Below are 12,779 nucleotides of genomic sequence, written 5' to 3'. Positions count from 1 at the left end.
CTGCATCCCACCGGGGATCATAGACGTCGCGGGCGATGACGCAACGGCCTTAGCCGAAGAGATCCGTCACCAGGTAGAAGGCTGCGGAAATCATCGCTGCGGCGGGCAGCGTCACGATCCAGGCGATGACGATGTTGCCAGCGAGGCCCCAGCGCACGGCCGTGGCGCGGCGGGCAGCGCCCACGCCGACAATGGCGCCCGTGATCGTGTGGGTGGTCGATACGGGGATGCCGAGCCAGGTGGCGGCAAAGAGCGTGATCGCTCCGCCCGTCTCCGCGCAGAAGCCCTGCATCGGATTGAGCCGCGTGATCTTCGAACCCATCGTATGGACGATGCGCCAGCCACCGAAGAGGGTGCCGATCGCCATGGCCGACTGGCAGGAAATCACCACCCAGAAAGGCACGTGGAACTCCGGACCGAGATAACCCTGGCTGAAGAGCAGGACTGCGATGATGCCCATGGTTTTCTGCGCGTCATTACCGCCATGACCCAGGGAATAAAGCGAGGCGGAGATGAATTGCAGGATGCGGAAGGTGCTGTCGACGGCAAAGGGTGTCTGGCGGACGAAGACCCAGGAGACGATCAGCACCAGCAGGAGGGCCAGAAGGAAGCCGATCATGGGCGACAGGAATATTGCGAGAACCGTCTTCGACAGGCCTGAAAAGACGATCGCGCTGAAGCCGACCTTGGCCAGACCCGCTCCGACCAGGCCGCCGACAAGGGCATGCGAGGACGACGAGGGGATGCCGAAGATCCAGGTGATGATGTTCCAGATGATCGCGCCCATCAAGGCCGCGAAGATCACGGCGGGAGAGACGATGGCCGGATCGATGATGCCTTTGCCGAGCGTTTCCGCGACATGCAGGCCGAAGAAGAGGAAGGCGATGAAATTGAAAAAGGCCGCCCAGGCGACGGCGAATTGCGGCTTGAGCACACGCGTCGAAACGATCGTCGCGATCGAATTGGCGGCATCATGCAGGCCGTTCAGAAAGTCGAAGAACAGCGCAACGCCGATCAGGGCGACCAGCAGCGGGAAGGCCAGCGTCGCTTCCATCAGACGTTCTCGATCACGATGCCGCTGATCTCGTTGGCGACGTCCTCGAAGCGGTCGAGAACCTTCTCCAGTTCGCCATAGATTTCGGTCCCGATCAGATAGGCCATGGCATTGCCGCTGTCGCGATGGGTGCGGTACAGCGCCTTCAGGCCCTGATCGTGCAGTTCGTCGGAGCGACCTTCGACGCGGGTCACTTCTTCGGCGATCTGGGTCAGGCGCTGGTGGTTCTGGCCGATCTTGTCGAGCAGCGGTATGGCTTCTGCGATGAGGTGCGCGGCTTCGACGATGGCACGACCCATTTCTTGCATACGCGGGTCGAATTCGGTCTGTTCATACAGGCGAACCGTCTTCACCGTCTTATGCATCATGTCGATCGCATCATCCATCGACTGGATGAGATCCTTGATGTCGCCCCGGTCGAAGGGCGTGATGAAGCTGCGGCGCACGGCCTGCAGGACATCGCGGGTGATGTTGTCCGCCTGATCTTCAAGCGTGACGATGCGGGCGCAATTGCCCTCCACGTCCTTGCCCTCGAGCAGGGCGCCGAGCGCTTCTGCCGCACCGACCACCGTCTTGGCGTGGGCGGCAAACATGTCGAAGAAGCGATCTTCGCGCGGGAGCATTTTACGAAACAGGCTGAGCATGGGGTTCCGGACCTTTTCACGGAAATGTCATGCGGCTGTCATAAAAGGGCCAACCGACAAAGGAAACCCGTCGGGCGGGCCGGATTTGTCGGTTTTTGTGCATTCCTTGGGGATGGCGCACAAAAAAAGGCGACCGTTGCCGGCCGCCTTTATCATTTGGGTCGTCGATGCCTTATTCGGCAGCGACCGTCTTGCCGCCTTGCCACTTGTAGACGGCGAAGCTCTGCGAGGTGAGGTCACCGGTTTCGCCATAGGTCAGCTTGCCGATGGCGGTCGGAATTTCCGAGCCGTCCTTAAGAGCTGCGGCGACCGCTTCGGCGTCGTCCACGCTTCCGGCCTTGGTGATGCCGGCGGCGATGACTTCAACAGCCGCATAAGCGTTGAGGGTGAAGGCTTCGGCGGGAATGTTCTTCGCCTGCAGGGCAGCCACGGCGGCCTTGCTGTCTTCGTTCTTCAGCGCGTCGGCGGCGTTGGTGAAGATGGTGCCTTCGGCAGCGTCGCCACCGATCGTCACATATTCGTTGTTGGACAGGCCGTCACCAGCGATCAGCTGGGCCTTCAGACCGGCATCCTGCATCTGGCGCACCAGAAGACCGGCTTCCGGGTGGTAGCCGCCGAAATAGATGACTTCGACGCCTTCGGACTTCAGACGGGTGACGAGCGCGCCGAAATCCTTGTCCCCTGCGGTCAGCGAATCCTTGAAGACCTCCGTCACGCCACCGGCATTGAGGGCTGCCTTGAAGGCATCGGCGAGACCCTTGCCATACTGGCCCTTGTCGTCAACGATCGCGATCTTCTTGTCCTTGTAGCCGGCGAGCACGAACTTGGCGGCGACATCCGCCTGCTGGTCGTCACGGCCGCAGGTGCGCAGGACGGTCGTCAGGCCACGGGCCGTCAGGTCCGGTGCGGTGGCGGTCGGAGTGACCATCAGTACGCCGTTTTCGGCGAGAACGCTGGAGGCGGGGACGGCCACGCCCGAGGTGACCGGGCCGACCACGAAATGCACGCCTTCACCAACGAGCTGGTTGGCGGCGGAAACGCCCTGCTTCGGCTCGGCCGCATCGTCCGCGATCTTCAGCGTCAGCTGTTCGCCGTTCACTCCACCCTTCTTGTTGATCTCCTCGACGGCGGTTTCAGCGCCGTTCTTGATCTGGGCGCCGACAGCGGCGAGCGGACCAGTGAGCGGTGCCATCAGGCCGAGCACGATCTCGGCGCGGGCCGCAGGCGCGGTGGCGATCAGAGCGGCAAGGGCCGCGCTGGCAAGATATTGAAATTTCATGTCCGTCTCCTTGGGTCTGCGCGACCGATCTCTGCCGGTTTTCGCGCCATCAGGGTTCTTTTGTTGCTCCCCGTGATTGCTTTAGACAAAAACGGGTGGCGACAAAAGACCCGATGAGATGGTGTGCGGACACGTCACAGCTTTGTCGGATCGGGCAGAGATCCGTTTGCCCTGCGTCAGACAGTCAGAATGCGACCGCCGCCCTCTTCGGACTCAAAGCCCGCCTTGGCCGCGGCGGCATCCTGTTCCTTGCGCAAGGCGAGTTCTGCCATGGCAATTTGTTGCAGTTCGAAAAGGTCGTTGCTGATCTGGGCACGGCGCGCGGCGAGGCGTGCCTCGTCGGCGCGGGCAGCCGACAATGAGGCGGCTTCCACGGTGGGTTGGGGTATGATGTCAGGAGACGCGTCTTTACCGAACAAACGCTTGAAAAGGTCGACCACGGAAATCCTCCCGGGACCTGGGCCCGGTCAGGTCGTCGACGACGTGATGTCGCGGCCGAGACTTCCGGGTGTGCTGGCGATCGTCGATCGTCCCATTCGCATTCATTCGCGCGGGATTGAGCGGGCGATTCCCTTGAGATTACGGGAGGACAGAGTGTGCGGCAAGCTGGGCTCTGGCTGCGTGGTCAGCCTCGCGCAAGCCACGAAAAAGGCGGCCGCAGGGCCGCCTTTCCAGATGGTCGGTGGCTCTGCCTCAGATGTTGTTCATCAAGACCTTGCGCAGCTTATCGAAGAGTTCGTCGATCTCTGCGTGTGTGATGATCAGCGGCGGCGAGAGTGCGATGATATCGCCGGTCGTGCGGATCAGAAGCCCGTCATTATAGGCGTTGAGGAAGGCGTTGAACGCGCGCTTGGTCGGTTCGCCGTCGATCGGCTTCAGCTCGATTGCGCCGATCAGGCCGAGATTGCGGATGTCGACGACATTCGGGCAATCCCGGAGCGAATGCAGCTTTTCTTCCCAGTAGGGCGCGATCTCGGCGGCGCGGGTGAGCAGGCCTTCTTCCTTGTAGGTGTCGAGCGTGCCGAGGGCTGCGGCCGAGGCGATCGGGTTGCCGGAATAGGTGTAACCGTGGAAGAACTCGATCATGTGTTCCGGGCCGGTCATGAAGGCGTCGTGGATCTCGGCCGTCACGAAGACCGCGCCCATCGGGATGACACCATTGGTCAGGCCCTTGGCGGTGGTGATGATGTCGGGCTTCACGTCGAAATACTGGGCCGCGAAGGGTGCGCCGAGGCGGCCGAAGCCGGTGATGACTTCATCGAAGATCAGCAGGATGCCGTGTTTGGTGCAGAGTTCGCGCAGGCGCTGCAGATAACCCTTCGGCGGGATCAGGACGCCGGTGGAACCAGCCACCGGCTCGACGATGACGGCGGCGATGGTCGAGGCGTCATGCAGGGTGACGATGCGTTCCAGCTCGTCGGCGAGATCGCCGCCATGTTCGGGCATGCCCTTGGAGAAGGCGTTCTTGCCCGGCTGGTGGGTATGCGGCATGTGGTCGACGCCGGTGAGGAGCGTGCCGAACATCTTGCGGTTGGAGACGATGCCGCCGACCGAAATGCCGCCGAAATTGACGCCGTGATAGCCGCGCTCGCGGCCGATCAGGCGGGTGCGGGACCCCTGTCCCTTCACGCGCTGATAGGCGAGCGCCACCTTCAGCGCCGTCTCGACCGATTCCGAGCCGGAATTGGTGTAGAGCACGTGGGCCATGTTATCAGGGGCGAGGTCGATCAGGCGGTTGGCCAGTTCGAACGCCTTGGGGTGGCCGAGCTGGAAGGCCGGGGCATAATCGAGCTCGCCGGCCTGCTCGCGGATCGCTTCGGTGATCTTCGGGCGGCAGTGGCCGGCGTTGACACACCAGAGGCCTGCGGTGCCATCGAGCACCTGGCGGCCGTCATGGGTGGTGTAGTGCATGTCCTTGGCGCCGACGAAAAGGCGCGGCTCCTTCTTGTACTGGCGGTTCGCGGTGAACGGCATCCAGAAGGCGCGCAGGTCGTTCGGCGTGGAATTGAGGCGGTTCGACATCGTGTTCTCCATGGCCCTTTTCGGTCGCGGGCGGCCATTCTCCCGGCCAGCGGCGCATCTGCCGCGGCTGTCGTTGCGTCGTCACGTTAGCAGGGCGCGAAGCGCGGTCAAGCCACCGCTGGGGTGGCATCAACAAAGGTCATGGATCTGCCAATTCGCGTGATGAACGCGGCGGAGCCGTTGCCAACAAATCCTGGAGAGAGATCGCGCTGGCTGCCTCGGAGGAGGGGCGTCGTCTCTCCGCTGCCGCTGGCGGGTCCCATGATGCGAAAAGCCCCGGAGCGGTGCTGCCGGGGCTTCTCAGGTCTTCGTCTGTTACTGCCAATGCAGGTTCCGTCAGCACACTCCCGGCTTTTCGGGCAAGCCGAGCGCAATCCTCCCAATGCCGACAGGCTTTGGCAGCGCTGTCATCAAGCGGCGGTTTTGCTCGCTGCCACAGGGGCGCAGTAGATGCTCTCCAGCGTCGACAGGATCTTGATGACCGATTCCGACGTCGAAGAATAATAGATGGTCTGGGCGTCGCGGCGGGTCTTCACCAGCTTCTGCGCGCGCAGCTTGGAGAGGTGCTGGGACAGAGCCGACTGGCTCAGACCCACCTGGGCCGCCAGAACGCCGACCGGAACCTCACCCTCGACGAGACTGCAGAGGATCATGAGACGCTTGGGGTTTGCCATGGCGGACAGCAAGCCTGCAGCAACGGTCGATTGTTCGGACAAAGCTCTTGTTTTCATCGGTTCAACTTTCCTTGGTCGAGCGCCTTGGGGGAGGGGCAATCGGTAAAAATCGGTGCCTTAGATATGACATTAAGTCTATCAACGAGAATAAAATTGTATATGCCTAAATTTAAGGTACCGCTTATTCTGATTTAGGTAACACTAATTCTAATTCGTCTCTGTCTGTGACGGATATCACAAATTCGTGCCGGATTAGCATGTCTTTGAAAATCAAGTCAATTCCCTGGGAATCGACGCCGCAAACCGTCCAGTTTCCGTCCGGCGCGTGGTAAATTTCGGTGGCGATCCGCGACGCCAAGCCGGGCTCCAGCCCCCCTAAATCTCGCAAAAGGGCCGCCTGATCCTCCCAAAAATTATCGATGGGAATCGGTATGAAGAAATCCTCCCTGCCCAAATGATAGGCGCGACCGAAGCCGCCGTTGAGGCTCGCCCGTTCGGGGAGTAGGCGGAAAAACCGGAAGTCGGGAAAGTCGATATAGAGCTGCGATTTCGGGTGGCGGGCGAGGAAACGACCGCGCAGGCGGGCATGGGTGGCGCTGTCGCGCTCGACGCTTTCGGCAAGGCATTGCACCGTCAGACGCGGATGGGCGAGCGGATCGCCCTTGGCGGGTTCCCCGGTCAACAGCGAGGCGCGCGGATCGGCGAGCAGGGCGCTGGTATGCGCCGACAGGTTGGAAACGAGGATGACGGCGGCACCGTCGATGTCGGTTCCGAGCAACACACGGCTGACGAAGGGGAAGCCGGTTTCGGGATCGATCACGCCGATGGCCGCGAACCGCGCGCCGCGCAGCAAAATGCGCGCCTGGCGGCGCGCATCGTCGTCGGTGTCGCGAATCACCTTTGGTTTGTCTGTCATGTCGTGGTCTCCGGCATCCGCCCCTTGAAGTTCACGGATGTCCGGCCGGCTCATGCCTTGCGTCGGTGCCTGGTCAGGCCGCTCACGACATCCTGGGCGTCGATGGTGCCGATGACGACGCCGTTGTCAACGACCCCGATCGTGCCGGGTTGCCGTGCCAAGGCGTCCAGCACGTCGACCAGCGGCGTGCGCGGGGCGGTTGTACCTGTGACTTGACCCTGCTCGCCCGTCACCCCGTCGCGCATCACGTCGGCGGCGGTCAACATGTTGATCGGGTTCATGTTCTGCACAAAGTCAGCGACATACTGGTTGGTCGGGTTCTGGACGATTTCCTGCGGCGTACCGCACTGGATAATGCGCCCGCCTTCCATGATGGCGATGCGGTTGCCGATGCGGAAGGCCTCGTCGAGATCGTGGCTGACGAAGAGGATGGTCTTCTTCAGGCGTGCCTGGAATTCGAGAAGTTCGTCCTGCAGGCGGGTGCGGATCAGCGGGTCGAGCGCCGAGAAGGGTTCGTCCATGAGGAGGATCGGTGCGCCGGTGGCAAAGGCGCGGGCAAGGCCCACACGCTGCTGCATGCCGCCGGACAGTTCCTGGACCTTGCGATCCGCCCATTTCGACAGATTGACCAGTTCGAGCTGGGTCGCCACCGTCTTCTCGCGCTCGGCATCGGGCACGCCGGCGAGTTCGAGGCCGAAACCGACATTTTCCGCGACGGTGCGCCAGGGCAGGAGGCCGAACTGCTGGAAGACCATGGAGACCGTGTGCATGCGCAGGTCGCGCAGCACGTTTGCCGATGCCTTGTAGGGATCGACGAAGCCGGCATCCGTCTTGACCCCGACATTGCCGCGAACGACAGGGGCGAGCCCGTTGACCGCGCGCAGGAGGGTCGATTTGCCGGAGCCGGAGAGACCCATCAGGACAAGGATTTCGCCTTCCTTCACCGAAAGCGAAGCGCCGGCAACGCCGAGCACCAGGCCGGTTTCAGCGCCGATCTCGTCGCGGGTCTTGCCTTTGTCGACGAGGTCGAGGGCGCGCTGGGGATTGTCGCCGAAGACGATGTCGACATTGCCGAAGATTACTGCGTCGCTCATGCGTCGTCTCCCATGCCGGGGATGCGGAAGATCCGGTCAAGAATGATGGCGAGGATGACGATGCAGAGGCCTGCCTCGAAACCGCGGGCGATGTTGACGGTGTTCAGCGCGCGCACGACCGGCACGCCGAGGCCGCTGGCGCCGACGAGCGCGGCAATGACCACCATGGACAGCGAGAGCATGATGGTCTGGGTGAGGCCGGCCATGATCTGCGGCGTGGCAAACGGCAGTTCCACCTTGCGCAGCACCTGGGACGGGGTCGCGCCGAAGGCGATCGCCGCTTCGACCAGCGAAGGCGGGGTCGAGATGATGCCGAGCCGGGTCAGACGGATCGGAGCGGGAATGGCAAAGATGACCGTGGCGATCAGGCCCGGCACCATGCCGAGGCCAAACAGGATGAGGGCCGGGATCAGGTAGACGAAGGTCGGGATGGTCTGCATCAGGTCGAGCACGGGGCGGACTGCCGTGTAGAGCCAGGGACGGCGGGCGCAGGCGATGCCGATCGGCACGCCGATCACCATCGAAACGCCGGCTGCGGCGAGCACGAGCGCCAGCGTTTCCATCGTCTCCTTCCAGTAGCCCTGGTTATAGATCAAGAGAAGGCCGAGAAAGGTGAAGACGACGACACCCATCGACCGGCGCATGACCCAGGCGAACAGCGAGAAGAGGAGGATCATCAGCAGCGGATAGAAGGGTTCGAGCGCCGTGCCCTTCAGGAATGGGCCCTGCAGGACGAACAGCATCGCGTTGATAGAGGCGCTCAGGATCGTCGCGATCAGGTTGAACAGTACGTCGAGATTGGTCGTCAACCAGTCGACGAAACTCTTCGAGAATGCCCCGATGGGCAATTTGTAGTCAGTCAGAAAATTCATGGATGTCCCCGAACCGGCTCAGATGCATTGCCTGGAGACCGCGCGGCCGGCTCCCCCTTCCGTCCGCGCGGTGTCCGTGTCGATGGACTGATCTCAGAGGCCGAGGGCCGTCTTCACCGCCGGCAAGCCTTCACCGCCGTCCTTCGTGGTCACGCCGGCAAGCCAGGGTTCGATCACGGCCGGGTTGGCCTTCAGCCAGTCGGTCGCTGCGGCTTCGGCGTCGGCGCCGTCGTTCAGGATCTTGCCCATGATCTCGTTCTCCATCTGGAGCGAGAACTTGAGGTTTGTGACGAACTTGCCGACATTCGGGCACTCTGTGGTGTAGCCGGCGCGGGTGTTGGTATAGATGGTCGCGCCGCCGAAGTTCGGTCCGAAGACGTCGTCGCCGCCCGAAAGATAGGTCAGCTTGAAGTTGGCGTTCATCGGATGCGGTTCCCAGCCGAGGAAGACCACCGGCTCGCCATCCTTTTCGGCACGTGCCACCTGGGCCAGCATGCCCTGTTCGGAGGATTCGACCACTTCGAACTTGCCGAGATCGAACTTGTTGCCGTCGATCATGTCGAGGATCAGGCGGTTGCCGTCATTGCCCGGCTCGATGCCGTAGATCTTGCCGCCGAGTGCATCGGCGTTCTTGGCGATGTCGGCAAAATCCTTGATGCCGAGTTCCGCACCCTTGGCATTGGTGGCGAGCGTGTATTTCGCGCCTTCGAGGTTGGGGCCGAAGATTTCGACGGACTTGTCGTCGCGATACGGCGCGATGTCGCCTTCCATGGTCGGCATCCAGTTGCCGAGGAAGACGTCGATGTCCTTGTTCTTCAGCGAGGAATAGGTGACCGGGACCGAGAGAACCGTGGTGGTCGGTTCGTAGCCAAGCGCCTTCAGGATGACCGAGGCGGTCGCGGTGGTGGCGGTGATGTCGGTCCAGCCGACATCGGAGAAGCGGACGGTCGAGCAGCTCTCGGCTTCTGCCGCCGCGAGCGGCATGGCGGAGATCGCCAGCAGCGAGACGGTGGCGACGAGGGTGCGGCGACAAGCGAGGATGGTGGTCATTTCAGGCTCCCGTTTTTTTATTGAAGTTCCCAAGTCAACATTCAATACGGGATAATTGCAAGGATGAGCGCGCGTTTGCGTCGCGGCAGGACCTCTGTTTGCGACCTGAAATCCCTTTGTCTGTCGCATTCCGGCGTCGATGTCGCGAATGCCAAAAATTAGTGGGAATTGATGCGCGTCAATGCGCGTACTTGCCGTCTCGTGCGAACGGGTATCAGGATGGCGCAGCGCTTGCCGGCGCTGTCCCAAGGATCAAGAGGAGATTCGATGAAAACGTCTTCCATGCTCGTGCTGTTGTCTGCGCTCGCCCTGCCGTTGCCAGCCCTTGCCGATGGCGATCCCGTCGCCGGTGCCAAGGCCTTCAAGGTCTGTTCGGCCTGTCATATCGCCACCGAGGCCAAGAATAAGGTCGGTCCGACGCTGCAGGGCGTTGTCGGGCGCCCGGTGGCCTCGATCGCCGACTACAAGTACTCTCCCGCCATGACGGAATTCGGTGCAGGCAAAGTCTGGGACGAAGCGCTGCTCACGGAATATCTCAAGGCGCCGAAAGCGGTGGTCAAGGGCACAAAGATGGCCTTTGCCGGCGTCAAGAAGGACGAGGATCTCGTCAACATCATCGCCTATCTGAAGGATCCGGCCGCCGGCGGACAATAAGCGGCTGCAACTCCAGACTGCGACAGCCCGTTTCGCGGCTGTCGCATTTCTCTGATAGCGCCTCTTGTGCAGGGCACGGAGCCATCCATATCGAACGGTGGTGCTCCGCTTTGTGAGATGCGGTGCTTTTCCACACGGCGAAACCCGCTATGGTGGCAACGAGGCCGGCGTGTCGCCGGTATGAGGACAGGGAGAGAACATGGCGAGTTTGCAATCCTTCGACAGCGAAATCGAGAAGACACGCAAGGTCGTCTCCGAGATGCGCGGCAAGATCGAGCAGTCCGGCGTGGTGCTCGACACGCTGGCCAGGAGCGACAGCAAGCTCACCGGCCAGGATTTCGATATCGAGAATGCCAGGATCTCCGATGTCCTCAACCAGCAGAAGGTGATGGAGGCGAATATCGCCGACCTGATCATCGGGCTCGAAGACGCAACCAATGTGTTCGGCGCCGAGTTCGAAAGCATGAAGAGCTTTTCCGGCATGGAAAAGTTCATCGGCATCTTCTCGAAGCAAAAGGCGCAGCGCATGCGCACCGAGCGCGTGCGCAACATGTCGCTTGCCGGCAATCTGCAGGAACTGCTCGCGAAGTCCGACAGCATCGTCGGCATCCTGAAGGAGCAGAAGACGGTTCTCGAAGAGCGCTACAAGACCTCTGAGGCAAGCCTCGTGCAGGTGATCGAGCGGCGCAAGCAGACGATTGCCAATCTCGAAGAGACCCAGAAGACGATCGAGACGCTGAACCCGGCGCTGCTCGACATCGAAAACAAGATCGCAGCCTCGACCGACTCGTCCGAGCGCACGGCGCTGGAAGCCGAGCGTTCGAAGCTTGCGACCGACTATAACCAGGCCCAGGCGCGCGAACAGGAGCTGCTGGCCGAGAGCCAGACGCTGGAACGCTACACCTCGATGTTCCAGACCTTCGTGGACAGCCTGAACAACCAGATCGCCGCGCAGAACACGCTGATCAACAAGCTGACGATCGACACCGAACAGCGCATCGTTCTTTACAAGGCGCTCGAGGACTCGTTGAAGACAGCCGCCCAGCAGGATGTGGCGCATCGGATCAACACGCTCGGCAGCCAGGTTGATACGGCAGCGGAGGAAACCATGGCCGGCATCGGTGCGGCCGCCCAGCGGCATATCGGAGACCTGCTGGAGCTGCACGAGAAGAACATGCTCTCCACGCAGGACATCCAGCGCCGCAAGAAGCTCGCCGACGAGGCTTTCGCCCGGCGCTTCCAGGCGGTTCTCGACAAGCATGATGCTGCCAACTACGTGAAGCCCTGATCATGCGGGAAATGTGGGCGCGGCGATTTAGCCGCGTTCCGCTTCCCGGATGGACAGACTGTTTGAGCGGGGGAGGGGCATGAACGTCGTCGATCGCAACAGTGCCGTGTCGCACTACTTTGCTACCATGGCTGCGGCACTGGCCGGTCTCGAACAGTTCTTCGGGCAGACCGATCGCCGCTTTGGCGAGAAGGGCCCGCCGACGCTGCATATGCTGCCCTATCTGGACCGGCTGCGGAATTCCTTCACCTCCTGGCAGAACCGGATCGGCTTCACTGGCCAGTTCAAGATCGCCCAGGCGGAAAGCGGTTTTCCGATCTTCCAGAACGTGCTGGAACTCGAAAATGACCGGGCGGGGGCGGCGACGCGGCTCTCGACCATTCCTGACGTCGACAAGCTGCGCGAGGAGATGGTCGATTTCATCCTGCGGCAGAAGGATTTCCCCTCGGCCCTGCAGCAACAGATCGCCGAACGGCTCTATCTCGAACAGGTCGGCGCTGGCGAGATCTTCTCGCCCTTCGTCCTGCCAACCACCGTTGCCGTGACGGTCAACCCGCAGTCGCGCCGTCCGTCCTATCTCGTGAACTGGGCCGCCTTCGACGGCGTGACTACGCTGCCGATGATCTATCTGGCGACGGTCGAGGATTCCTCTGAAAACGTCACGAAGATCCTCGTGACAGAGGACGGCAGGCTGAACGAGGCGGTCGAGATCCCTTTGCCGGTCGGCGGTCTGCTCAATCCGGAGCTTGCCCGCAGCTTCGATGATTTCTGCGCCAAGAACTCGGCCTATTCGCTAACACCGGCCACGATCGCGACCAATATGGACCGCGATTTCCCGAACCTTCATCCGAAGTCGGTGCGGCGCGTCGTGCTCGGGCCGCTCTACTCGACTGGGCTCACCGAGAATTCCGATCGGGTGACCGAGATCCTCGATCGGGTGCGTAAGCCGGAAAATGCCTGGGTGATGACCTGGACGGTGCAGGAGGTCTTCTCCAAGCGCGAGCAGCCGGCGGTGAAGGGCTTCTTCTCCTCGACCCCGGCCTCTCAGGAATTCCATATCGAGACGCATGATCTCGAAGCCGCGCGCATGGGTGTCTCGACCTATGAGAAACACGCGCTGGTGCCGCATGACGCCTATCAGGCCCTCTACGCGGCCAATGAAGTCAAGGCGATCTTCGGCAATTTCAAGGTGCATGTGATTTCAGGAAACCAGATTGTGAGCGAGGTCTGAG

Annotated in this window: 13 protein-coding genes; 3 read left to right on the top strand and 10 right to left on the bottom strand. The window is 61.8% G+C overall.

The window, feature by feature from the left end; translation table 11 throughout:
• Nucleotides 1-49: 49 nt before the first annotated feature.
• The 10 genes from ACT53S_RS10265 to ACT53S_RS10220 form a co-directional block, all read right to left on the bottom strand.
• Nucleotides 50-1,054, bottom strand: coding sequence for an inorganic phosphate transporter (locus ACT53S_RS10265; RefSeq protein WP_476066897.1), 1,005 nt, complete (start codon nt 1,052-1,054; stop codon nt 50-52).
• A complete protein-coding gene (locus ACT53S_RS10260) occupies nt 1,054-1,698 on the bottom strand; it encodes a DUF47 domain-containing protein (RefSeq protein ID WP_113375256.1) in 645 nt (214 codons plus the stop codon). Before ACT53S_RS10260 ends, ACT53S_RS10265 begins: the two co-directional genes overlap by 1 nt.
• 172 nt (nt 1,699-1,870) lie before the next feature.
• Nucleotides 1,871-2,977, bottom strand: a complete 1,107-nt coding sequence (locus ACT53S_RS10255; protein ID WP_476066896.1) for a branched-chain amino acid ABC transporter substrate-binding protein — start codon at nt 2,975-2,977, stop codon at nt 1,871-1,873.
• Nucleotides 2,978-3,153: 176 nt separating this feature from the next.
• Nucleotides 3,154-3,417, bottom strand: coding sequence for a hypothetical protein (locus ACT53S_RS10250; RefSeq protein ID WP_113375258.1), 264 nt, complete (start codon nt 3,415-3,417; stop codon nt 3,154-3,156).
• 253 nt (nt 3,418-3,670) lie between these two features.
• The gene (aptA, locus tag ACT53S_RS10245) at nt 3,671-4,999 is read right to left on the bottom strand and encodes an omega-aminotransferase AptA (protein WP_476066895.1); all 1,329 of its coding nucleotides are present in this window, start codon (nt 4,997-4,999) and stop codon (nt 3,671-3,673) included.
• 410 nt (nt 5,000-5,409) lie between these two features.
• Nucleotides 5,410-5,730, bottom strand: coding sequence for a metalloregulator ArsR/SmtB family transcription factor (locus ACT53S_RS10240; RefSeq protein ID WP_142067806.1), 321 nt, complete (start codon nt 5,728-5,730; stop codon nt 5,410-5,412).
• 124 nt (nt 5,731-5,854) lie between these two features.
• Nucleotides 5,855-6,589 (bottom strand): HugZ family pyridoxamine 5'-phosphate oxidase, encoded by a 735-nt coding sequence (locus tag ACT53S_RS10235; RefSeq protein WP_476066894.1) that lies wholly within the window; start codon nt 6,587-6,589, stop codon nt 5,855-5,857.
• Between the two features lie 50 nt (nt 6,590-6,639).
• A complete protein-coding gene (gene choV / locus ACT53S_RS10230; protein WP_142067808.1) occupies nt 6,640-7,683 on the bottom strand; it encodes a choline ABC transporter ATP-binding protein in 1,044 nt (347 codons plus the stop codon).
• Entirely contained in the window at nt 7,680-8,555 is an 876-nt protein-coding gene (gene choW, locus ACT53S_RS10225; protein WP_113375262.1) for a choline ABC transporter permease subunit, read from the bottom strand. The genes choV and choW overlap by 4 nt, the downstream gene beginning before the upstream one ends.
• Before the next feature lie 93 nt (nt 8,556-8,648).
• Nucleotides 8,649-9,539 carry a choline ABC transporter substrate-binding protein gene (locus ACT53S_RS10220; RefSeq protein ID WP_476067465.1) on the bottom strand — a complete coding sequence of 297 codons (891 nt, stop codon included), beginning with the start codon at nt 9,537-9,539 and terminating at the stop codon, nt 8,649-8,651.
• Between the two features lie 333 nt (nt 9,540-9,872).
• Between ACT53S_RS10220 and ACT53S_RS10215 the strand changes: the two genes are divergently transcribed.
• The 3 genes from ACT53S_RS10215 to ACT53S_RS10205 all read left to right on the top strand — a co-directional run bounded on the left by ACT53S_RS10215 (nt 9,873) and on the right by ACT53S_RS10205 (nt 12,778).
• Nucleotides 9,873-10,259: a c-type cytochrome gene (locus tag ACT53S_RS10215; RefSeq protein WP_142067810.1), complete on the top strand. Its 387-nt coding sequence runs from the start codon at nt 9,873-9,875 to the stop codon at nt 10,257-10,259.
• 199 nt (nt 10,260-10,458) lie between these two features.
• Nucleotides 10,459-11,547 (top strand): hypothetical protein, encoded by a 1,089-nt coding sequence (locus ACT53S_RS10210; protein ID WP_476066893.1) that lies wholly within the window; start codon nt 10,459-10,461, stop codon nt 11,545-11,547.
• A gap of 79 nt (nt 11,548-11,626) precedes the next feature.
• Nucleotides 11,627-12,778: a hypothetical protein gene (locus ACT53S_RS10205; RefSeq protein WP_476066892.1), complete on the top strand. Its 1,152-nt coding sequence runs from the start codon at nt 11,627-11,629 to the stop codon at nt 12,776-12,778.
• The last annotated feature ends 1 nt before the right edge of the window (nt 12,779 follow it).

Source organism: Allorhizobium sp. DMC15, assembly GCF_056314065.1.
Note: the sequence above shows the minus strand (reverse complement) of the source record. Positions and strands in the feature narration are given on the sequence as shown.